The sequence below is a fragment of the Janthinobacterium sp. SUN176 genome (assembly GCF_030587335.1).
Taxonomy (GTDB): domain Bacteria; phylum Pseudomonadota; class Gammaproteobacteria; order Burkholderiales; family Burkholderiaceae_D; genus Janthinobacterium; species Janthinobacterium kumbetense.
Window position 1 is genome coordinate 123,789 of the sequence record NZ_JAPWIA010000005.1, and the last position, 22,685, is coordinate 146,473.

16 protein-coding genes and 4 tRNA genes are annotated in these 22,685 nt (G+C 60.5%); 7 read left to right on the forward strand and 13 right to left on the reverse strand.

The window, feature by feature from the left end; genetic code table 11:
• The first annotated feature begins 35 nt into the window (after nt 1-35).
• Nucleotides 36-1,631: an alkyl hydroperoxide reductase subunit F gene (gene ahpF, locus O3299_RS24675; RefSeq protein ID WP_099666110.1), complete on the forward strand. Its 1,596-nt coding sequence runs from the start codon at nt 36-38 to the stop codon at nt 1,629-1,631.
• 73 nt (nt 1,632-1,704) lie between these two features.
• On the opposite strand, the gene O3299_RS24680 is transcribed toward ahpF, so the two are convergent.
• The 8 genes from O3299_RS24680 to O3299_RS24715 all read right to left on the reverse strand — a co-directional run bounded on the left by O3299_RS24680 (nt 1,705) and on the right by O3299_RS24715 (nt 6,909).
• Nucleotides 1,705-2,043 (reverse strand): CzcE family metal-binding protein, encoded by a 339-nt coding sequence (locus O3299_RS24680; RefSeq protein ID WP_305063396.1) that lies wholly within the window; start codon nt 2,041-2,043, stop codon nt 1,705-1,707.
• Between the two features lie 136 nt (nt 2,044-2,179).
• Entirely contained in the window at nt 2,180-2,806 is a 627-nt protein-coding gene (locus O3299_RS24685; RefSeq protein WP_305063397.1) for an ATP-binding cassette domain-containing protein, read from the reverse strand.
• Nucleotides 2,797-3,900 carry a hypothetical protein gene (locus tag O3299_RS24690; protein ID WP_305063398.1) on the reverse strand — a complete coding sequence of 368 codons (1,104 nt, stop codon included), beginning with the start codon at nt 3,898-3,900 and terminating at the stop codon, nt 2,797-2,799. The genes O3299_RS24685 and O3299_RS24690 overlap by 10 nt, the downstream gene beginning before the upstream one ends.
• 105 nt (nt 3,901-4,005) lie before the next feature.
• A tRNA-Asp gene (locus O3299_RS24695) sits at nt 4,006-4,082 on the reverse strand.
• Between the two features lie 56 nt (nt 4,083-4,138).
• Nucleotides 4,139-4,214: transfer RNA gene (locus tag O3299_RS24700), tRNA-Val, on the reverse strand.
• Nucleotides 4,215-4,431: 217 nt separating this feature from the next.
• A tRNA-Asp gene (locus O3299_RS24705) sits at nt 4,432-4,508 on the reverse strand.
• Between the two features lie 54 nt (nt 4,509-4,562).
• Nucleotides 4,563-4,638, reverse strand: a tRNA-Val gene (locus O3299_RS24710).
• Nucleotides 4,639-4,737: 99 nt separating this feature from the next.
• On the reverse strand, nt 4,738-6,909 hold the full coding sequence (locus O3299_RS24715; protein WP_305063399.1) for a S9 family peptidase: 2,172 nt from the start codon (nt 6,907-6,909) through the stop codon (nt 4,738-4,740).
• A 181-nt stretch (nt 6,910-7,090) separates the two neighbouring features.
• Between O3299_RS24715 and dinB the strand changes: the two genes are divergently transcribed.
• Nucleotides 7,091-8,275, forward strand: a complete 1,185-nt coding sequence (gene dinB, locus O3299_RS24720) for a DNA polymerase IV (RefSeq protein ID WP_305063400.1) — start codon at nt 7,091-7,093, stop codon at nt 8,273-8,275.
• A gap of 118 nt (nt 8,276-8,393) precedes the next feature.
• Complete coding sequence (locus O3299_RS24725) at nt 8,394-9,290, forward strand: recombination-associated protein RdgC (RefSeq protein WP_034754435.1); 897 nt, start codon at nt 8,394-8,396, stop codon at nt 9,288-9,290.
• Nucleotides 9,291-9,422: 132 nt separating this feature from the next.
• Here the strand turns inward: O3299_RS24725 and O3299_RS24730 are convergent, their stop codons facing one another.
• Both O3299_RS24730 and O3299_RS24735 read right to left on the reverse strand, forming a co-directional pair.
• A complete protein-coding gene (locus O3299_RS24730) occupies nt 9,423-12,107 on the reverse strand; it encodes a TonB-dependent receptor (protein ID WP_305063401.1) in 2,685 nt (894 codons plus the stop codon).
• A gap of 609 nt (nt 12,108-12,716) precedes the next feature.
• Complete coding sequence (locus O3299_RS24735) at nt 12,717-13,202, reverse strand: asparaginase domain-containing protein (protein ID WP_305063402.1); 486 nt, start codon at nt 13,200-13,202, stop codon at nt 12,717-12,719.
• A gap of 178 nt (nt 13,203-13,380) precedes the next feature.
• Between O3299_RS24735 and O3299_RS24740 the strand changes: the two genes are divergently transcribed.
• On the forward strand, nt 13,381-14,154 hold the full coding sequence (locus O3299_RS24740) for an L-asparaginase (RefSeq protein ID WP_305057669.1): 774 nt from the start codon (nt 13,381-13,383) through the stop codon (nt 14,152-14,154).
• Here the strand turns inward: O3299_RS24740 and O3299_RS24745 are convergent.
• A complete protein-coding gene (locus O3299_RS24745; RefSeq protein ID WP_305063403.1) occupies nt 14,142-15,155 on the reverse strand; it encodes a D-2-hydroxyacid dehydrogenase family protein in 1,014 nt (337 codons plus the stop codon). The genes O3299_RS24740 and O3299_RS24745 overlap by 13 nt on opposite strands.
• A 328-nt stretch (nt 15,156-15,483) precedes the next feature.
• Between O3299_RS24745 and O3299_RS24750 the strand changes: the two genes are divergently transcribed.
• Nucleotides 15,484-17,355 (forward strand): phosphoenolpyruvate carboxykinase (GTP), encoded by a 1,872-nt coding sequence (locus tag O3299_RS24750; protein WP_251351699.1) that lies wholly within the window; start codon nt 15,484-15,486, stop codon nt 17,353-17,355.
• Between the two features lie 185 nt (nt 17,356-17,540).
• Here the strand turns inward: O3299_RS24750 and O3299_RS24755 are convergent, their stop codons facing one another.
• Entirely contained in the window at nt 17,541-18,626 is a 1,086-nt protein-coding gene (locus O3299_RS24755) for a hypothetical protein (protein WP_305063404.1), read from the reverse strand.
• Between O3299_RS24755 and O3299_RS24760 the strand changes: the two genes are divergently transcribed.
• A complete protein-coding gene (locus tag O3299_RS24760) occupies nt 18,625-18,771 on the forward strand; it encodes a hypothetical protein (protein WP_305063405.1) in 147 nt (48 codons plus the stop codon). The genes O3299_RS24755 and O3299_RS24760 overlap by 2 nt on opposite strands.
• A 52-nt stretch (nt 18,772-18,823) precedes the next feature.
• Here O3299_RS24760 and uvrA read toward each other — a convergent pair whose 3' ends face one another.
• Nucleotides 18,824-21,673, reverse strand: coding sequence for an excinuclease ABC subunit UvrA (gene uvrA / locus O3299_RS24765; protein WP_251351697.1), 2,850 nt, complete (start codon nt 21,671-21,673; stop codon nt 18,824-18,826).
• Between the two features lie 381 nt (nt 21,674-22,054).
• Here uvrA and ssb point away from each other — a divergent pair, with 381 nt between their 5' ends.
• Nucleotides 22,055-22,564: a single-stranded DNA-binding protein gene (gene ssb / locus O3299_RS24770; protein WP_034781209.1), complete on the forward strand. Its 510-nt coding sequence runs from the start codon at nt 22,055-22,057 to the stop codon at nt 22,562-22,564.
• Nucleotides 22,565-22,685 lie beyond the last annotated feature (121 nt).

A 22,685-nucleotide genomic window follows, 5' to 3' on the forward strand; every position in this document is an offset into this window, starting at 1 on the left:
CATTCGCCTAAATATTTGTAGAAAAGGAAAACATCATGTTAGACGCCACCCTCAAAACCCAACTGAAATCCTACCTGGAAAAAGTGGTGTATCCGCTTGAGTTGGTCGCTTCTCTCGATGACAGCGCAAAAGCCCGCGAGATGAAAGAATTGCTCCAGGAAATAGTCCTGTTGAGCGACAAGATCACGCTGGTCGAGCGCACTGACGCTGGCGTACGGACCCCGTCGTTCAGCATCAACCGCCCAGGCACCGATATCGGCGTGCGTTTCGCCGGCGTGCCGCTGGGCCATGAATTTACCTCGCTGGTGCTGGCGCTGCTGCAAGTGGGCGGCCACACCATCAAGTTCGACGATGCCGTGATCGAGCAGATCCGCAACCTTGACGGCGATTACGAGTTTGAAACGTTTATTTCGCTCTCCTGCCATAACTGCCCGGAAGTGGTGCAGGCATTGAATGCCATGGCCGTGATCAACCCGCGCATCAAGGTCACCACCATCGATGGCGGCGTGTTCCCGCAAGAAGTGGAAGCGCGCCAGATCATGGCCGTGCCGATGATGTTCCTGAACGGTGAACACTTCGGCCAGGGCCGCACGAATGTCGAGGAAATCCTCGCCAAGCTCGACACCAACGCCGGCGCGCGCCAGGCGGAGGCACTGAACAAGAAAGATGTCTTCGACGTGCTGATCGTCGGCGGCGGCCCTGCCGGCGCGGCAGCGGCCATCTACGCGGCCCGCAAAGGCATCAAGACGGGCGTGCTGGCCGAGCGTTTCGGCGGCCAGGTGCTCGACACCCTTGCCATCGAGAATTTTATTTCCGTCAAGGAAACGGATGGTCCGAAGTTCGCCATGGCGCTGGAACAGCACGTCAAGGAATACGAAGTCGACATCATGAACACCCAGCGCGCCGCGAAATTGACGCCGGGCAAATTGGTGCAGATCGAAACGGCGAATGGCGCGATCCTGAAAGCCAAGACCGTCATCCTGGCCACCGGCGCCCGCTGGCGCGAAATCAACGTGCCGGGCGAGAAGGAATACCGTAACCACGGTGTCGCCTACTGCCCGCACTGCGATGGCCCGCTGTTCAAGGGCAAGCGCGTGGCCGTGATCGGCGGCGGCAACTCGGGCGTGGAAGCGGCGATCGACTTGGCCGGCCTCGTGAAACACGTGACCCTGATCGAGTTCGGCGCGGAATTGCGCGCCGATGCGGTGCTGCAACGCAAGCTGCACAGCTTGCCTAACGTGACCGTGATCACCTCGGCGCAAACCACCGAGATCCACGGCGACGGCAAGATCGTCAATGGCCTGAGCTACACGGACCGGGTCAGCGGCGAATCGAAGAAGGTCGAGCTGGAAGGCGTCTTCGTGCAAATCGGCCTGGTGCCGAACACGGAATGGCTGAAAGGCACGGTAGCGTTGTCGCGCCACGGCGAAATCGAAGTGGACGCCCGCGGCCAGACCTCGATCCCCGGCGTGTTTGCGGCCGGCGACGTCACCACGGTGCCGTACAAGCAGATCATCATCGCCACCGGCGAAGGCGCCAAGGCAGCCCTGTCCGCCTTTGACCACCTGATCCGCTCGGACGACGAGGAAGTGGTCGAAGAGTCTGCCGCCAAGGAAGCACTGACGGCGTAACTATTGAGCCGTATCAAGAAAAAGCCGGAACTGCCGCAAGGGGGGTCCGGTTTTTTTTATGCATAGAAGAAACTTAGCTGCCCGCGTACAGCGGGTTGCCGGCCACATACACTTGAATCCCGTCGACGGGCATGTCCTTCGGCGCGATGTCGGCCAGGGCGAAGACGGTCCTGTTGTTGAAAGTGTGCACGTGCCACGTAAAACGCTGGCCGGCGCGCGCGATGGTGACGGTTTCGCCGTGCGTGACGTTGATGTGGCGGGCGTCGGCCTGCAGCTCGATGGTGCGCTGGGCAGCGGCGTGCGGGGCGCTGCTGCCATAGTCGGCGGCCGTGCCCGTGGGGCCGGCGGCGATGGCCGAGGTGGCGAAGGCGGCGCACAAAATCGCCAGGGCGCGGCGGTGGGTGTTCAACATAGTAATCTCCAAGAATAAGCCAGGCGCGGTGAATAAGCGCGCCGTGTTATGGGTAATGGCTGCACCGGGATCGCCGGTTTTTGCAACACGGCATCGTAAGCTGTCCTTGGTCGATCTGCAAAGCTGTATTTCCTGTCTATATTTCCAGTGTCGCCGCCAGCGGCACGTCCGGCGCCAAATGGCTGGTCAGCACGATGCATTGGCGCGCCAGGCGGGACGGCTCGGCCAGGCGCGCGCGCAGGTACGCCATGGCGGCCGCGTCGAGGCCGTTGAACGGTTCGTCGATCAGCAGCAGGCGCACGGGCAAGGCCAGGGCCAGGGCCAGTTGCAGTTTTTTATGCTGGCCCAGCGAGAGGGCGGTGATGCTTTGCTGCAAGGTTGATGTCATGGCAAAGGCGTGCAGTTCCGCGTTCAGCAGCGACTGGTCGCTGCCTGGGTACAGGGCCAGGTGCAGGTCGAGAAACTCGTGCACTTGCAGCCAGGGCAGGGCGGGCGTGTCGCCGCCGCAATAGAAGGTCTGGGCACGGTAGGCCAGCGGCATGGCGACGCTGTCGATGTCATCGAGGCGGATGGCGCCGCGCGCGGGCAGCAGGGCGCCGCCCGCCAGTTTCAGCAGGGTTGTCTTGCCGGCGCCGTTCGCGCCGCGCAGCCAGGTGACGCCGGGGCCGAATTGCTGGTTGTAGCCCTGGAAGACGCTGTGCGTGGGGAAGTGAAAATCGAGGTGCTCGAGGTGCAGCACGGGAGTGGGCAGGTTCAATTCCATAATTCGCTTCCGATGGCGCTCAAGGCAAGGATGGAGAAAACGACGAGGGCGACGCGCCCGCGCGGCGTGAGGCGGGGCAGGCCGACGATGGCCAGCAGGGCCGCGCTGGCGGTGAGGGCGTAGATGCCGGTCACGCGCCGCTGCAGGGCGGCGGGATCTATGCAATACAGCAAGATGCCAGCGCCCAGCAGCACGGCAAAGGCGGGGAGCAGGCTGGCGGCGCAGGCCAGGCGCGTCAAGGTCGTGCTGGCCAGGGGCCAGGCGTTCAATGCGGGGCGCAGCACGGCGATCTGTTCGCGCACGGCCTTGTCGCCCCGGTCCGTCACGATGACCAGGCTGGCGCTGGCCAACAAACCGAGCAGCGGCGCGGGCACGAGCGGCGCGCGCAGCAGCCAGGCCAGCATGCTGGCGCCAGCAGTGGCCAGCAGCACGCTTTGCTGCAGGCCGATCACGTTTTCATTGCGCCAGAACGGCAGCCAGAACAGCTGGCGCCACAGAAACATCGTGCGCCAGCGGGGCCGTTGCGGCACATACGCCGTCATCGTGGGCGCACGCGCCCTGTGTGCGGGCCGCGGCGCGCGCAGGCGTTGCGCCACGATGCGCGCCGTCAGCAGCCACGCCAGCAGCCAGACGGCGAGGGTGGCGGCCATGCCGGGCGCGGCAATGGGGCGCAGCCAGGGCGGCGACTGCAGCAGCCAGATGGTGGCCGAGACGGCATAGGCGAGGCCCAGCGGCAGCATCAGCAGGCCGGCGACGGCGATGTCGGCTTGCCAGCGCAGGTGGCGCGGCAAGGGCAGCTGGCGCAGCCACGCGGCGGTGGCGGCAGGCAACAATCGCTTGCGCAGCAGCCAGGCGGGCAGGCATGTCAGCAGCATTTGCGCCGCCAGCAAGCTCAGGGCCGCTGGCCAGGGCAGGTTCATGGCGAGAAATCCCGGCAGGGCGATGACGCTGAGCAGGCCCAGCAGGACGGGACCGGCCAGGAACACGAGAATTTCCATGGAACTGGCCAGGCTGGCGGCAAATTGCAGCAAAGCATGATGGGCCAGGCGCAAGCGCAGGGCGAGGTAGGGGGAAAAGCTGCGGGGCAGGCGCATCAGGCAGGAGCGGCGGAGTCGGCAAGAGCGCTGATTCTAGTGCATTTGCGCTCCCACAATGGGAAAAGCCCTTCGGTTCCAGGAACCAAAGGGCTTTTCTTTTATTGGCGGAGCGGACGGGACTCGAACCCGCGACCCCCGACGTGACAGGCCGGTATTCTAACCAACTGAACTACCACTCCAAGCTCGTATGATCTGTGTTGCTGATCCATGAAGCACTGGATAATTTTCTGTTTGGTGGTGGGTGCTGAGAGGCTCGAACTCCCGACCTACGCCTTGTAAGGGCGCCGCTCTACCAACTGAGCTAAGCACCCGCATACCCAGAAAACTATCCCGACGTTTGTCACCACGTCTGGAAGAGGCACTATTATAGGGGGCGCTATCGTGCTTGTGCAACTATTCTTGAGGGGGAATGGCAGTTTTTTTGCTGAAAAGCGCAAAAATGTTCAGGCGAGGGGGGATGGACGTGTTTTTGGCTTCTGAAATGGGAAAAGCCCTTCGGTTCCAGGAACCAAAGGGCTTTTCTTTTATTGGCGGAGCGGACGGGACTCGAACCCGCGACCCCCGACGTGACAGGCCGGTATTCTAACCAACTGAACTACCACTCCAAGCTCGTATGATCTGTATTGCTGATCCATGAAGCACTGGACAGTTTTCTGATTTGGTGGGTGCTGAGAGGCTCGAACTCCCGACCTACGCCTTGTAAGGGCGCCGCTCTACCAACTGAGCTAAGCACCCGTTGCTTGTCTCAGAAAACCATCCCGACGTTTGTCACCACGTCTGGAAGAGGCGCTATTATAGGACGGGTAAAATCCTTGTGCAAGCGCTTTTTTCACTTTACTCTGTAATGCCCCATTGCGACAGCATCCACGCCATATTGAACGCATTCTCGGCGATGGCGTTATAGCGGCCCGACGCGCCGCCGTGGCCGGCACCCATATTCGTTTTCAGCAGCAGGGGATTGCTGTCCGTTTTATAGGCGCGCAGTTTGGCCACATATTTTGCCGGTTCCCAGTACATGACCTGGCTGTCGTTCAGGCCCGTCGTCACCAGCATGGCGGGATAGTTCTTGCGCGCAATGTTGTCATACGGCGAGTAGCTGAGCATGTAGTCGTACGCGGCCTTCTGGTTCGGGTCGCCCCATTCCAGGTACTCGCCCGTGGTCAGGGGCAAGCTGGCGTCCATCATGGTGTTCATCACGTCGACAAACGGCACGGCCGCGTGCACGGCGTGGAACAGGTCGGGGCGCATGTTGACGACGGCGCCCATCAGCAAGCCGCCCGCGCTGCCGCCCTGGATGATGAGGCGGTTCGGGCTGGTCCATTTTTCGCGCACCAGGTAGTCGGCGCTGTCGATGAAGTCATTGAAGGTGTTTTTCTTCTTCATCAGCATGCCGTCTTCATGCCAGGCTTCGCCCATGTCGGTGCCGCCGCGGATATGCGCTTGCGCATAGATGACGCCCCGTTCCAGCAGGCTGATGCGGCTGATGGAAAAAGTGGCTTCCGTGGAAATGCCGTAGGAGCCGTACGAGTACAGCAGCAGCGGCGCTGAACCGTCGAGCTTGACGCCTTTCTTGTAGACGACCCACAGCGGCACTTGCACGCCATCGCGCGCCTTCACCCACAAGCGCTGCGTGGTGTAGCGGCTGCTGTCGAAGCCGCCGACGATTTCCTGCTGTTTCAGCACCGTGCGCTTGCCGTCCTGCATGCTGACGTCGATGACGGTGGGTGGCGTGACGGGCGACTGGTAGGACATGCGAAATTGCGTGGCGGAAAATTCCGGCGTGCCGGCCGCCGTGGCCAGGTAGACGGGGTCGTCGAACTGCACCGCCTTCCAGTTCTTTTGCGCAAAATCAAAGATGCGGGCGCGGTTCAGGGCGCGTGCTTTTTCCATCACCACCAGGTAGCCCTGGAAGACGTCGATGGACTGGATCACGGCATCCTTGTTGTGCGGCACGACCGGCTTCCAGTGCTTCGGCTGCGGCGCCGAGAATGGCGCGCTGACGACACGGAAATTCTTTGCCCCCTTGTTGGTCAGAATATACAGCTGGCCGTCGCGGTGCTCGATGCCGTAGCGGTGGCCTTTTTCACGTTTCAGCACGGATTGGAACGTGCCTTGCGGCTTGCTCGTTGGCAGCAGCAGCACTTCGCTCGTGTCCGTGCTGCCCGAGGTGAGCACGAAGAATTGCTTGTCGCGCGTGCGGCCCACGTTGATGGCGAACTGCTCCACCGGCTCGTGGTAGACCTGTTGCGGCGCACTGCCCAGGGCCAGGCGGAACAAGCGGTCCGAGCGCTTGGTGGTGGCGTCTTCCTGTGCCAGCATCAGGGTGGCGTTATCCGCCGCCCAGGCCAGCGATGTCACGCGCGGCATGCTGTCGCCCAGCAACTTGCCCGTTTTCAAATCCTTGACATGCAGCTCGTACTGGCGGAAACCCGTCGTGTCGGTGGTGTAGGCCAGCAACTGTTCATTCGGGCTGATGCTGAAGGCGCGCACGGCAAAGAATTTGTGGCCTTCGGCCAATTGATTCTGATCCAGCAAGACTTCCTCTGCCGCCTGCGCATCATAGGCGCCACTGGCGCCGACGGGGCGGCGGCAGTGAATCGGATATTGCTTGCCCGCTTCCATGCGCGTGTAATAGTAGAAATTGCCCTGGCGCGCAGGCACGGACAAGTCCACTTCCTGCATGCGTCCCTTGACTTCCGCCGTTACCTTGTCGGCCAGCGGCTGGATCGGCGCCGTGACGGCGGCCGTGTAGGCGTTTTCCGCATTCAGGTAGTCGATCACGGCAGGATCGGCTTTCTTTTGCAGCCAGCGATAGTCGTCCGTGACGACCGTGCCGTGGCGCGTTTCCTGCCAGGCTGTCTTGGCGGCGACGGGGGCGACGGCCGTGGCGATGGTGGTGGTGGCGTCGGCGGCCAGCGCGGATGGCGCCAGCGTGGACAGTAGCAGGGCCGGCAGGATGGATGACCAGACGGACCGGCGGCGCGAAGCATGATGTGCTGTGGACAAGGCAACTCCTTTGAATAGTTGTGTCAGGATTGTAATCTTGCTATTGAGAAAAGCAACCGCTGATCGTCGCCATCGGGTCCCGTGCGTTTCAACTTGCATCCGCGGTCATTTCCGGTAATACTGTATGCATGCACAGTATCTTGCCGCAATGAAGGCAAGCCGATCCGCCGCGAGGTGTTTTTTGATTCCATCTGCCCCCACACTTGCCGAAGCACCCGCCGCGCGCCGCTGGATCGCCCACCTGGACATGGACGCCTTCTTCGCCTCCGTGGAACTGTTGAAATATCCGGAATTGCGCGGCGAAGCCGTCGTCATCGGCGGCGGGCGCTTGCAGCAGCCCGTGCTGCAGATTGACGGCACGCGGCAGTTTGCGCGCATGCGCGATTATGTGGGGCGCGGCGTCGTCACCACGTCGACCTACGCGGCGCGCGCGTTTGGCGTGTTTTCCGCCATGGGCATCATGAAGGCGGCCAGGCTGGCGCCCGACAGCATCCTGCTGCCGGCCGATTTCGAGGCCTACCGCGAGTATTCGGCCCGCTTCAAGCAAGCCGTGGCCCAGTTGTGCCCCATCATCCAGAACGTGGGCATCGATGAAATCTATGTCGACCTGACGGAACACGGCGCGCAGGCGCCGGCCATGGCGGCGCGCCTGAAGGCGGCCGTGTTCGAGGCGACGGGCCTGTCGTGCTCGATTGGCCTGGCGCCTAACAAATTGCTGGCGAAAATCTGTTCCGACCTGGAAAAACCCGACGGACTCACCATTTTGTCGCCCGAGGATATCGCCACGCGCGTGTGGCCCTTGCCGGCGAAAAAGATCAACGGTATCGGCCCGAAGGCGACGGCCAAGCTGGAAGCCCTGGGCATAGTCACCATCGGCGAGCTGGCGCAAGCCGACCTGGCCATGCTGCGCACGCAGTTTGGCGACCTGTACACGGGCTGGCTGCACCAGGCGGCGCTGGGCATCGACGAGCGGCCCGTGCAGACGAGCCGGGAAACCAAGTCCGTCAGCCGCGAAACGACGTTCGAGCGCGACTTGCAGGTGGTGCGCGACCGCGCCACGCTGTCGGAAAAGCTGGAAAGCCTGTGCACGCGGGTGGCGGGCGACCTGGGTAAACAGTCGCTGGCGGGGCGCACGGTGGGCATCAAGCTGCGTTTCGAGGATTTCAGCACCGTCACGCGCGACATCACCTTGCCCAGCGCCACGGCGGACGCCGCCGCCATCCTGCGGGCCAGCCGCGATTGCTTGCGGCGCGTGCCATTTGAAAAGAAAATCCGCCTGCTGGGCGTGCGCATCTCGACCTTGTCCGATCCGGCCATCGTGATGCGGCAGGCGCCGGCCCAGGCGGAACTGTTTCCCGCCCTGTAGCGGCATTCCCCACGCATCAACAACACCGCGCCAGTCCGCGCTTTTGACGGCATTCCCGTGTCGAAAGTGTAGAATGGCGTTCCCCTGGCACTACTGAAACAAACGGAAGACAAAAACTATGTGGTTCAAGAATCTTCAGATTTACCGCCTGCCCGCACCATGGGCCTATACGCCAGAACAACTGGAAGAGGCCTTGTCCTCGAACAAATTTACGCCGGCGACCAGCATGGATCTGATGCGCCAGGGCTGGGATACGCCACGCCCGAACGGCGGCCTGGTCCACGTGGTCAACAAACAGATGCTGATCTTGCTGGGCACGGAAAAGAAACTGTTGCCAGCCACCGTCATCAACCAGGTGGCCAAGGCCCGCGCTGCCGAGATGGAAGAAGCGCAAGGCTTTGCACCAGGCAAGAAAGCCATGAAGGAATTGAAGGAACGCGTGGCCGACGAGCTGTTGCCGCGCGCCTTCAGCATCCGCAGCAATGTCTGGACGTGGATCGACCCCGTCAATGGCTGGCTGGTGGTCGATGCCGCCAGCCCGGCAAAGGCCGATGAAGTCATCAAGCTGCTGCTCAAGGCCGTGGATAAATTGCCGCTGGAAAGCCTGCGCGTGCAGCGCTCGCCCGTGGCGGTGATGACGGAATGGCTGCAGGCGGACGATGCGCCGGCCGGCTTCACGGTCGACATGGATACGGAATTGCGCGCCACGGGCGAGAGCAAGGCCACCGTGCGCTACGTGCGCCACACCCTGGAAGCGGACGACGTGCGCCGCCACATCGCGGCCGGCAAGCAGTGCACGCGCCTGGCCATGACGTGGAACGACAAGATTTCGTTCGTGCTGACGGAATCGCTGGCCATCAAGAGCGTCAAGCCGCTGGACGTGATCAAGGAAACGGAATCGAGCACGAAGAACGACGAAGAGCGTTTCGACGGCGACGTGATGCTGATGACGGGCGAGTTGAGCAAGCTGATGGCCGACGTGGTCGAAGCCCTGGGCGGCGAAGCGACGGCATAAGCGCAGTCATGCCGGTACGAAAAAGGAGCTGCGGCTCCTTTTTTTTCACCTGTGGATTGCGAAAAGATAAAAAAAGCGCCTTGCACGGTGAAGTGCAAGGCGCTTTCGGACAAGCTAATTCACAACGTCAAATTAGAACTTGTAGTTGCCGGTGATGTAGAACGAACGCATCATTGGATCGGCGTAGCGTGGGTCGAAACCAACCTGGTGGCCCGACGAAGCGCGCAGCGACAGCGGCGGTGCACGGTCGAACAGGTTTTTGATGCCTGCGCGGATCGTGGTTTGCTTGTCAAAGGCGAAACGTGCTTGCCAGTCGAACGTCGTGTACGACGGTACTTGCAGGCGGAAGTCGTCTATTTTGGTTTTGGTGTCCTCGTTGTACACGCTTGCTGCCGCATCGGTGTAGCCGTTACGGTAGTTGACCGTTACCGTGTTGCTCAGGCGGCCCGTATCCAGGGTCGTCGTCAGCTTCATCAGGTTGCGGAACGTGACTTCGTTGGTGTCGCCGAAGAAGTTCATGTTGCTGGTGAACACGTTGTTGCTGCCTGCCTTGGTGTAGTTCGCGTGCAACATGTGCGTACCGCTCAATTGGGCGGTCAGCTTACCGAAGGAAAACTTGTGGTTGGCCGACAGATCCCAGTCGATACCACGGTATTCCTTCTTGCCGACGTTGACCGACAGTTTCTTGAACGCGTAGTAGGTATTGCCGGTCGATGGCTCCTTGTAGTAATCGAAGCTTGTCGCATACTTGACCGGATCGCCAAATGCCTGATCTTCGGTGATTTCCGAGACGGCATTGCGCAGTTTCACATCCCACAGGTCGGCGCCGAACGAGAAGGCCGAGCTAGGCTCAACACGGAAGCCCAGGGTGAACTGTTTCGATTTTTCCGACTGCAGTTCTGGATTGCCTTCCGATACGGCGTTGTATTGAATTGGTTCGCCGCGGCAGAACTCGGTACCTGGGTATGGGCAGGTAAATTTCTTGGCGGTAAAGCCGGCATTGACCAGTGGCTGAGCGATGTCCAGCATGCTTGGCGCCTTGAAGCCCGTGCCGTAGGAGCCGCGGATCAGCACGGTTTGTACCGGCTGCCAGCGTGCCGATACCTTGTAGGTATTGGCGCTGTCTTTTTTACCGACAGTTTTGCTGTTCAGCTTGTCATCGATCGCCTTGACAGCATCGTAACGGCCACCGACGGTCATTTCGAACGACTTGGTCAGAGGAGCCAGCAACTCGACGAACGCGCCGTAGGTGTCGCGGCTCATGTCGTAGGCAGCTTTCGTGTTGAAGCTGTAGATATCGTCACCGGTGGCGCCTGGCGACTGCTCATAGCGGTAGGTGCGGTAGTCGCCGCCGATACCCAGGCTGGCCTTGCCGCCTGGCAAGGAGAACAGTTCACGCGAACCGTGCGTGTCGACGCCGCGCATCGTGGTCGATGCGGTACGCACGGAGCCGACGAACTGCGCGCCGGCGACTTGCGCTTGCACGGATGGCTTTTGGCCCAACGCGAACGCATCGAAATCCGGATTGGCCAGGATCGCATTGAAGCCCTGATTTGTCGCGTAGCCGCCCGTGTAACGCTCGTCGATCGAGTTTTGCGACCAGGTCAGGCCGCTTTCGAAGTTCCACGCGCCCAGTTCGCCTTCCACGCCAACCACCATGTGTTTGGTTTGGGTAACGGTCTGGCTTGCGCGCAAACCGAAGTCGGTGCTGCGGTAGTTGGCCGTGACCGATTTGAGATCGCCCTGTTGCGCTGGCGTCAGGTAAGGTTGCACGTATTTCGCGTAGGCAGCTGGATTGTTGAACACCAGCTCGTCAAGGTTGGTTTTAGGGTTCTTTACCGTTTGCGCGATCGAGATGGGGATCGGGTTGGCGGCGATACGCGCCGTCAGGTCGTAGCGCGAATAGGCCAGTTCGGCGAACGCGTTCAGGCTGTCATTGAGCTTGTACGTTGCTTTGGAAAACAGGCTGTCGCGTTTCGATTGTGGCACGATTTCCACGGTGGAACCCGTGTCGAAGCCGCAAGCGCGTGAATTGCCGGTCGTGACGTAGGAATCGTCAGGGCAATTTTGGTTTTGACGCAAGTAAGGCGTGAAGGAAGTCGATGCGCTGTTTTTCGTTTTGTAGGCTACGGTGGCGCCTGCTGGCGATGCCGAGGTGCTGGTGCGGTCCCAGATGTAGTTGTTGCCGCCGCGTTTGAATTTCAGGAAAGAGGTATTGGCGAAATCGCGATCGGTCGCGATCAGTTTCGACTGCTCATCGTGGCGGTACGATACCAGCACGTTGAAACGGTCTTCGTCCAGGTCGCCGAAACCATAGGTGACGCTGGTGTTCCAGGCGTTGCCGCCCTTGTCTTCCGGACCGCCGTAGGTGGCTTCCAGGGTGGCGCCTTGCTGGTTTTTCTTCAGGATGAAGTTCAGTACGCCGGCGATGGCGTCCGAGCCGTACAGGGCCGAAGCGCCGTCGGTCAGGATTTCGACGCGCTCAACGGCGCTCATCGGAATGGCGTTCAGGTTGACCGTGGTGCCGGAGCCTTGTGGCGCGATGCGGCGGCCATTCAGCAGTACCAGGGTGTAGGACTCGCCGATACCGTGCAGCGAAGCACTGGTATTGCCACCCGAGTCGGAACCTGCTGCGACTGCGCCGATGGTGAAGCCTTGCATGGCTGGCAGGGCCTGGATCAGGTCGGCTACCGAAGTGGCGCCCGATTTGGCGATCGCTTCTTGCGTCAGGCGCTGCACAGGCAAGGCGCCTTCGACAGCGATACGCTTGATACTCGAACCGGTAATTTCAACTTTTTGAATTGCTTCGTCCGCCATGGATTGGCCAGAGAACAAGACGCTACCTGCCAGAACGGTCAGGGCCAGGCGTACGCTGCGCACGCCAATTTTTTCTTTAAATGCCATTGTAACAATTACTCCGTAGTAGTTTTAATAACGACAAGCAGTACACGAGCACCGCTCTGGCCATCGGGTAGATGGCCAGCGGTGCTCGTGTACGGTAGGCGGAACCACGTCGGTGGGAGGTGGAAGACTACTTAGCGCAATATTGTTATAAATGCACTTTTGACTTGTCGAGGCGAACATTATGTCGTCTCAGCAAGAAAAAATGCATATCAACCGTGTCGGATTTGGCAATAAATTATGGATACAGAAGAATATTTAATTTAATTGTTAAATTGCAGTTTTATATTTAATAATATCGGTGTTTTTAAAAATGATCAATGGTGTTTTTTTACAACACAAAATTATTATATTGGCAATTTGATGTTTTACCTGCAATAATTCGACGAATTCTGTGGTTTCGCAGAATTTGTGAAAGGCAAAAAAACATAAAAAAAGCCCGTTGAAAACGGGCTGGTCGAATTGTGACAGAGGGCCAGTCAGGCCGTGGGCCGGTCTGCTTTTACCCCCTGTCCGGCCATCGGCTTACAAGGGCTGGAACACGCCGGCGGCGCGGTTCTTTTGCACATTGTCCCAGGCGAAGATCTGGCCATTCATGGCCACGTACACGCCGGTTGGCAAGGTTTGCGCCACGCCGCAGGCAAAGCCCAGGTTGAACAGGGCGTCGGAGTTGTCGATTTCGTAGGGAATCATGGCGCCCGTCAAAATGACCGTTTGCTGCAGGTTCGCCGCGCCCAGCACCTGCGCCGTTTCGCGCATGGTGTCGGTGCCGTGGATGATGACGATGGCTTTTTCCTGTGCCGCGCGGCACGAGGCCAGCACGCGCTGGCGGTCCGCATCCTGCATGTCGAGCGAATCGAGCAGGGGCAATTGCTCCAGCGCCACGGGCGCCGTCATGCGCGCGCGGGCAATCGCTGCCGGCAAATGACTGTCGGAAAAGCCCAGGGTACCGTTCAATTCGTTGTAGTGTTTGTCGAAAGTGCCGCCAGTGGCGAGTATGCGCAAAGTCATGATGTGGTCACGATGTCAGTGGAGAATGACGCGCATGATAGCGTGGATTGGCGGCGTTGCGTGAATGCTGCCGCAGATGGGTCAGCGTGCCTGCCGTCCCGCTACCGCGCCGCATCTGGAAAATTTGGCCATCTGTGAGTACACTGGTTTCTTTGTTTGCCTGCCACCCCGACTCCGTATGAAAGCGCTCGCTCCCGGCACCGTCATTTTTCACCGCCACCGCGGTTACGGGGTGATCACGTCCGTCAATTTGCTGACGGGCTGGATCGCCGCCCGTTTCGGCAGCGAAGCGCGGACCCTGGACCTGAACCTGTCGACCGACGACGTGCAGTTTGCCGATGGCGAAGCGATCCTGTTTCGCCGCGCGCCGCCGGACCGTATGCCGCATGCGCGCCTGATGGCCATGGTGCGCGAGCTGCACCAGGCCGGCTATCAGAAGCTGTATCTGTATTCCTGGCCCAAGCCGTCCGGCCTGCACTGGCGCTGGCATTTGTTTACGGGGCCGCGCGACTGGATGCAGCGGCCCTGGCGCGAAGGCTGGTACGGTTCGGGCGCCGATTACAACGTCAACCCGGTGATGGGCTGGGGCGATACGCCGGGCGCCACCACGGGCGAGCTGATCGATGCCCTGGCCCGTTTCGACCCGCAGGGCCTGGCGCAGGCGCTGGGACGCGACGACGACCATAGCGACTGGTTTGGCCGCGTCTGCGATGCTTTATTACCCAATTACATGTACAGCCTGGACATGCAGCGCACGCCAGGCGAGCCCTTGCCCGACATGCCGCCCGTGCCGGTCGTTGCCGTGCGCGCCGGCGTGGCGCCGTACGCCGGACCGGATATCGCCTGGCCGCCCGGCTGGGCCGGCCTGTGGCGCGGCCGCCACGTGCTGCCGGCACCCGCCATCCGCATCACGGGCGAACCGGACCTGTTGAAGGGCTTTCAGCGTTCCTGAGGAGCTTGCCGCGCATGCGCCAGCGCCTCGGGATTGAGCAGGCGCGTGCATTGACCTTGCGCAAAATCAACGATGTTTTGCAAGGCGTAGCGGAAATACAGTTCATAGCTGTCACGCTCGACGTAGCCCAGGTGTGGCGTGGCCAGCACGTTCGGCAGCGGCAGCAATGGCGAGCCTGGCGGCAGCGGCTCGTCCGTAAATACGTCCAGCGCGGCGGCGCCCGGGCGCCCCTGCGGCAGCGCCGCTTCCAGCGCGCCCTCCATCACCAGCTCGGCGCGGCTCGTGTTGACGAGCAGGGACGTCGGCTTCATGCGCGCTAGGTCCTCGGCTGTTACCAGGCCGCGCGTCGCATCGGATAGGCGCAGGTGCAGGGTCAAGACGTCGGCCTGTTCAAAGAACGCTTCCCGCGATGTGGCGGCCGTATCGCCGGCCGCCACGGCCGCCGCGCGGCTCGCTTCGCTGCCCCACACGAGGATGGTCATGCCGAAGGCGCGGCCATAGCCGGCGATCAATTGCCCGATCTTGCCGTAGCCCCAGATCGCCAGGGTGCGCCCTTTCAATACCGTGCCAAGCGTATTGCGCGCCGGCTCCAGCGACGACGTCTGCCACAGCCCTTCCTGTAAATGTTGCGCGTACGGCACGATCTTGCGCTGCGCCGCCATGATCAGCGCCCACGTCAGTTCGGCCGGCGCCGTGGGCGAGCCGATGCCTTCCGCGATGGCGATGCCCAGCTCGGTGGCGGCCGGCACGTCGATGTGCCCGCTGACCTTGCCCGTTTGCGAAATCAGTTTCAGGTTCGGCAATTTCGACAGCAAGGCGCGGTTGAAACTGCTGCGTTCGCGGATCAGCACCAGCGCGTCGTATGGCGCCAGGCGGATCGCCAGCTGGCCCAGGCCCCGCGCCGTGTTGCTGAAGACCTTGACCTCGTGGCCATCGAGCAACTGGAAGCAATCGAGGCCGCGCACGGCATCCTGGTAATCATCGAGTATGGCAATTTTCATGGTGGATGGCCGATTTGAGTGAGGATTTGGTAGGGAAATAACAGGATACGGGAAATGCTGAATAGCCTACTACATTAGTCAAGCTATTCTCCTACATTTTTGCGAGAATAGCCGTTACGCGGGTGTACAATCGCCGGCACTTTTGAAGCTTCCTGATTATAGTTATAGCGCAAACTGTTCCTGCAGCCTGGGTGCATGATCCAGGTAAACGACACCAGAGCCCTGCCCGCGTGAGCACACCGCCCGCAGTGAGCCGCAGCCACCTCTCAACGATGCTGCCTGTCTTGCCGGAATGACCAGAATTTCTTTTATTGGTATTGGAGGTAATATGAATCAGCCCGTCATGGGTGGCGTCGCCGCACTCAACGTCCCAGCTTATATTAAACAACAGAAACTGATCAACTGGGTGGCCGACATTGCTGCGCTGACCAAGCCAGAGCGTATTTACTGGTGCGATGGTTCGCAAGAAGAGTACGAGCGCTTGTGCGCTGAAATGGTTGCCAGCGGCACCATGAAAAAATTGAATGCGCAAAAGCGCCCGAATTCCTACCTGGCCTGCTCCGATCCGAGCGACGTGGCCCGCGTCGAAGACCGCACGTATATCTGCTCGGCAACGAAAGAAGCGGCCGGCCCGACGAATAACTGGACCGAGCCCGGCGAAATGCGCCATACCTTGAACGGCCTGTTCGATGGCTGCATGCGCGGCCGCACCATGTACGTCGTGCCCTTCTCGATGGGCCCGCTGGGTTCGCCGATCGCGCACATCGGCGTGGAACTGTCCGATTCGCCCTATGTCGCCGTCAACATGAAGATCATGACCCGCATGGGCCGTGCCGTGTACGACGTGCTGGGTACGGATGGCGAGTTCGTGCCGTGCGTACACAGCGTGGGCGCACCGCTGGCCGCCGGCCAGGCCGACGTGAAATGGCCGTGCAACAGCACCAAATACATCGTGCATTTCCCGGAAACGCGCGAAATCTGGTCCTTCGGTTCGGGTTACGGCGGCAACGCCTTGCTGGGCAAGAAATGTTTCGCCCTGCGCATCGCTTCGAACATGGGTTACCAGGAAGCGCAAGCATCGGACAGCAACCCGGGCTGGCTGGCCGAACACATGCTGATCCTCGGCGTGGAATCGCCGGAAGGCAAGAAACACTACGTGGCGGCAGCGTTCCCGTCCGCTTGCGGCAAGACCAACTTCGCCATGCTGATTCCGCCGGCAAGTTTTAACGGCTGGAAAGTGACCACCATCGGCGACGATATCGCCTGGATCAAGCCGGGCGCCGACGGCCGTTTGTACGCCATCAACCCGGAAGCCGGTTATTTTGGCGTGGCGCCGGGCACCAACGAAAAAACCAATTACAACTGCATGGCGTCCATGCGCGACAACACGATCTTCACCAACGTGGCGCTGACGGACGACGGCGACGTCTGGTGGGAAGGCTTGACGAAAGAAGCACCAAGCCACCTGATCGACTGGCAGGGCAAGGACTGGACGCCAGCGTCCGGCACCAAGGCGGCGCACCCGAACGCGCGCTTCACGGTTGCGGCAACGCAAAACCCAGTGATCGACGCTGCCTGGGACGATCCTGCCGGCGTGCCGATCTCGGCCTTCATCTTCGGCGGCCGCCGCTCCACCACCGTGCCGCTCGTCACCGAAGCGCGCAACTGGGTCGAGGGCGTTTACATGGCGGCCACCATGGGCTCGGAAACGACGGCCGCGGCCGTGGGCCAGATGGGCGTCGTGCGCCGCGATCCATTTGCCATGTTGCCGTTTATCGGCTATAACATGAGCGATTACTTCCAGCACTGGCTGGACATGGGCGTCAAGGTGGGCAAGGTCAACCCGGCTGCCCTGCCGAAGATCTATTGCGTCAACTGGTTCCGTACGGACGAGGCTGGCAAATTCGTCTGGCCTGGCTTTGGCGACAACATGCGCGTGCTCAAATGGATGCTCGAGCGTATCGAAGGCAAGGCGGGCGGCGTGGAAAACCTGTTCGGCACGACGCCGCAGTATGGCGACCTGAACTGGGATGGCTTGCCATTCACGCAAGAACAGTTCGACACCATCACCTCGATCGACAAGGCCGCGTGGGTGGAAGAATTGAAATTGCATACGGAGTTGTTTGAAAAACTCGCGTATCATCTGCCGCAGGAATTGGCAGGTCACAAGGCGGCGCTGGAAAAGCGGCTGGGTGCGTAAGTTAGCGTCAAGCGGCACCTGACAAGCTTGTCAGGTGTGAAGAGTTGTAGTGGGGGAGAAACACGCTGGCAAAGACTGGCGTGAGATAAATGACACGCCGGCAATGACTGGGGTGCTAGCAAAAAGAGAAACGGCGCGGATTGCATGAGCAATCCGCGCCGTTTTTTATGGCGCGTTCGAGGCGTCTAGCCTGTCTGGGCCGGCACGAAATAAATCGGATAGACCTCGTCCATCATTGCTGGACATTCATCCGGCTTTGCCCTTGGAAATGTGACGGACAGGGGCGCTGTCTCATGCAAGCGGTCCTCCACTTCCAGCACGCCTGCGTAGGCCTTGACCTCGCGTGCGGCAGGCGCCTGGCAATCGCCGACCGCCAGTTCGCGGCCATTGCCATGAAAGCTGCTGCCATGGGCGATGTCGGTACACAGGGACGGCCAGTATTGGAATGAAAAAAAGCGTCCTGGCGGCGCGGTTTGCTGCCTGTCTTCCTGATGTAATTTGTGCCGCATGAAGTACATCACAAGCGACTCATACGCGTCGTAGGCTGGTGGCCAAGCCAGTTGCAAGGGCTGGCTGGCCAGCTTGGCGGTCCTGGAGCAAGTGCCACCCTGCGCCATCTGCAAACGCTCACGCCGCGGTGCGCCGTCTGTGCGAATGGAAAACTGGCCTGGGGCATTGATGCGCAAGGGCGTGGTGCCCATGCGCAGCACCGCTGTTAGCTTGCGCTCTGTAGAGCGATAGCTGATGTCGTACAGCTTGCCAGGCTTGAAGCCTTCGCGCGCCTCGATCCTGTATAAGCCATAGGAGGCATCGATTTCCTCGCTGACCTCACGCAAGCCCTGCTGCATGGCGAAGCGCTTGACGGCATCGCTCGGCCCCTCCGGTTCCGGTTTGTCCCAGCTCCGTTCCATGGCTTTCACTCTGCGGCATATCGGCATGGACGCGTTCTTCTCTTCGGCGCATTGCTGCATTTCCGGGCTGGCCAGATAGTAAATGTAGGGCTGTACTCCCACCTGTTTTTCCACGCGCAATCGTACCGCCACCGGTGTCAGCTTGCGCCCCGTACCGCGCTCGATAATACGAAACCGCTTGCTGGAAAGGGGGACTGGCGGGCCGACAAGGATATGGCCATCCTGATCCCTGAGCAGGAAATCGGGAGATTGATTTGGAAGAAACAGGATGCCGCGTGCATTGGCAGGCACCGTGACCACGGCCGGCTTGCCGGATGCGGCCGGTGCCGCATGGAGGAACTCGCCGGATATCCCCTGCATGCAGGAACACGCCACCGCCACGCTGGACGACAGCAACCATGACGTGGTTATGCAATGGCGAACCCAGCTGGATAAACGTGAAGGGAAGTGCGGCATGTTTTCTCTGAAAGCCGGTGCTGTGACCAGAGAAAATAGTTTCCCATAGAAAAATCCCCCGGGCAAGATCATTCGCCGGGGGATCGAGCGGGAGGCGCGGCTTATTGCTTGAGCAGCGGCCCCAGGTATTTACCCGTCACGCTGGCCGGATTCAGGGCCACGTCTTCCGGCGTGCCCGTGGCGATGATCTGGCCGCCGCCGGCGCCGCCTTCCGGGCCCAGGTCGACGATCCAGTCGGCCGTCTTGATGACGTCCAGGTTGTGCTCGATGATGACGAGGGTGTTGCCCTGGTCGCGCAGGCGGTGGATGACCTTTAACAGTAAATCGATGTCGTGGAAGTGCAAGCCCGTCGTCGGTTCATCGAGGATGTACAGGGTGCGGCCCGTGTCGCGCTTGGACAATTCCAGCGACAGTTTCACGCGCTGCGCCTCGCCGCCGGACAGGGTGGTGGCGCTTTGTCCCAGCTTGATGTAGCCCAGGCCCACGTCGAGCAGGGTTTGCAGCTTGCGCGCGATCAAGGGGACCGGTTTGAAGAATTCATGCGCCTCTTCCACCGTCATGCCCAGCACTTCGGTGATGTTCTTGCCCTTGTATTGCACTTCCAGCGTTTCGCGGTTGTAGCGCTTGCCGTGGCACACGTCGCATGGCACGTAGACGTCGGGCAAGAAATGCATTTCGACCTTGATGACGCCATCGCCCTGGCACGCTTCGCAGCGTCCGCCCTTCACGTTGAACGAGAAGCGGCCCGCGCTGTAACCGCGTTCCTTGGCCGTCGGCACGGTGGAGAACAGGTCGCGGATCGGCGTAAACAAGCCCGTGTAGGTGGCGGGATTCGAGCGCGGCGTGCGGCCGATCGGCGCCTGGTCGACGGAAATGACCTTGTCGAAGTGTTCCAGGCCGCTGATCGAGTCGTGCGGCGCCGGTTCCGTCTGCGAACCATACAAATGGCGCGACAGGGCAGGATACAAGGTATCGTTGACGAGCGACGACTTGCCCGAGCCGGACACGCCCGTGACGCACGTCATCAAGCCCACCGGCAAGCTCAGCGACACTTTCTTCAGGTTGTTGCCCGTTGCGCCAGTAATGAGCAACTGCTTTTCCGGATTGCTGGCGTGGCGCTTGGCCGGCACGGCGATTTTCAGCTTGCCGTTCAGGTACTGCGCCGTCAGCGATTTCTTGTTCTTCAGAATCTCGGGCAAGGTGCCTTCGGCGATGATTTCGCCGCCGTGTACGCCCGCGCCGATGCCCATGTCGACGATGTAGTCGGCCGTGCGGATGGCGTCTTCGTCATGCTCGACCACCAGCACGCTGTTGCCGATGTCGCGCAAGTGTTTCAAGGTTTCGATCAAGCGGTCATTATCGCGCTGATGCAAGCCGATCGACGGTTCATCGAGCACATACATGACGCCCGTCAAACCGGAGCCGATCTGCGACGCCAGGCGGATGCGTTGTGCTTCGCCGCCGGACAGCGTGTCGGCGCTGCGGTCCAGCGACAGGTAATCGAGGCCCACATTGTTGAGGAATTTCAGGCGAGAAATGATTTCCTTGACCACGCGGTCGGCGATCTCTTTCTTGGCGCCCGTCAGTTTCAGTTTTTCAAAGAATTCCAGCGTCTCGCGCAGCGGTTTTTCCGCCACTTCATAGATGGCGCGCTGCTGCTTGCCCGTGCCGACCTTGACGAAGCGGGCCTCCACGCGCAGACGCGCGCCATCGCATGAGGGGCAGCATTTTTCATTGATGAACTTGGCCAGCTCTTCCTTGACGGCCATCGAATCCGTTTCGCGGTAGCGGCGCTGCAGATTGTTGACCACGCCTTCGAACGTGTGTTCCTTGATGACGGTGCGGCCCCGTTCATTGACATAGGTAAACGGAATCACTTGCTTGCCGGAACCGTACAGCACGGCTTGCTGGGCATTCAGTGCCAGCTGTTCGAACGGCATGTCCAGGTCGAACTCGTAATACGCGGCCAGGTTCGACAACATCTGGAAGTAAAACTGGTTGCGGCGGTCCCAGCCCTTGACGGCGCCCGAGGCGAGCGACAGGTTCGGGAACGCGACGATGCGTTTCGGGTCAAAGAATTCAATGTGTCCCAGGCCGTCGCATTCGGGGCAGGCGCCCATGGGGTTGTTGAACGAGAACAGCCGCGGTTCCAGTTCCTGCAGGGAATAGCCACACACATTGCAGGCGAACTTGTTGGAGTACACGTGTTCCTGGGCCGTATCCATTTCGTAGGCAATGGCGCGGCCGTCGGCCAGGCGCAGGGCTGTTTCGAAACTTTCTGCCAGGCGTTGCTTGATCTCCTGGTTCACCTTGACGCGGTCGATGACGACGTCGATCGTGTGTTTTTCCGTTTTCTTTAATTTCGGGAGGTCATCGACTTCATAGATCTTGGCCGCGTGCGTGCCGCTTTGCACGCGAAAACGCACGAAGCCCTGCGCCTGCATCTGCTCGAACAGGTCCACGTGTTCGCCCTTGCGGTTGGCGACGACGGGCGCCAGGATCATCAGCTTGGTGTCTTCCGGCATGGCCAGCACGGCGTCGACCATTTGCGAGACGGACTGGGCGGCCAGCGCGTTTTCCGGGTGGTCGGGGCAGTAGGGCGTGCCGACGCGCGCATACAGCAGGCGCAAATAATCGTGGATTTCCGTCACGGTACCCACCGTCGAGCGCGGATTGTGCGACGTTGCCTTCTGTTCGATGGAGATGGCGGGAGATAATCCCTCGATCAGGTCGACGTCCGGTTTTTCCATCAGCTGCAGGAACTGGCGCGCATACGCCGACAGCGACTCGACATAGCGGCGCTGGCCTTCTGCGTACAGGGTGTCGAAGGCCAGCGAAGACTTGCCGGAGCCGGACAGGCCGGTAATCACGATCAGTTTATTGCGCGGCAAATCGAGATTGATATTCTTGAGGTTATGCGTGCGAGCGCCGCGAATGCGGATCTGTTCCATGTGATTGCCTTGCTTTCAGTGAGTGGTGCGGCCGGCGCATTGTGCCTGGGTGCAGATGAGGAGCCACAACGGGTCAACCTGTTACTATAGCCGGGTTTTGCTCTGCATGCCTGAGGCAGCCACGGGCGGATTGCGCCGCCAGGCGAACGTGCCCTGACAAAGTTTGATACAGATGCGTGCAGACGTTCAAACACTGTATATAATACCAGTATTCAAGTTTCTTGTTTTCACCTGCCGTGAAAAAAACGTGCTGCCGCACGGGAGAGTGCGTCCGCCAGAAAGCGGGTGCTTTGCGCCGCGTGGTCGCTTATAATCCTCGTTTAGTACACTAAACTAACGCGCGGGACACCGGCTCCCGCTGCAGTTCATCAGGAGTTATTCATGGCATCAGTCAACAAAGTCATCATCGTCGGCAATCTGGGCCGTGACCCGGAAATCCGCTACATGCCTAGCGGCGACGCGATCGCCAACATCGCCGTGGCCACTTCGTACAAATCGAAGGACCGCAACACGGGCGAACAAAAAGAATTGACAGAGTGGCACCGTATCTCGTTCTTCGGCCGCCTGGCGGAAATCGTCGGCCAATACCTGAAAAAAGGTTCGTCCGTCTACGTGGAAGGCCGTCTGCAAACCCGTAAATACACGGACAAGGACGGCGTCGAGAAGTACGCAACCGACATCATCGCGGAACAGATGCAAATGCTGGGCGGCCGTTCCGGCATGGGCGGCGACGCCGGCGGTGGCGATGACAGCTACGGCGGTGGCGGCGGCTACGAAGCCCCGGCCCCACGCCAGGCACCGGCCCCGCGTCCGGCACCAGCCCCGGCGCCACGTCCGGCACCGAAGCCGGCGCCGAACTTCTCGGACATGGATGACGATATTCCGTTCTAGGTCTTACCATCGTTGTTTTTTGTTGATACAAGCCCGCTCTCCAATAGGAGAGCGGGCTTTTTTCTTTACCAACATCTCGTTTTGTGATCTAGTTGATATTAATTCAATCCATTACTACGAA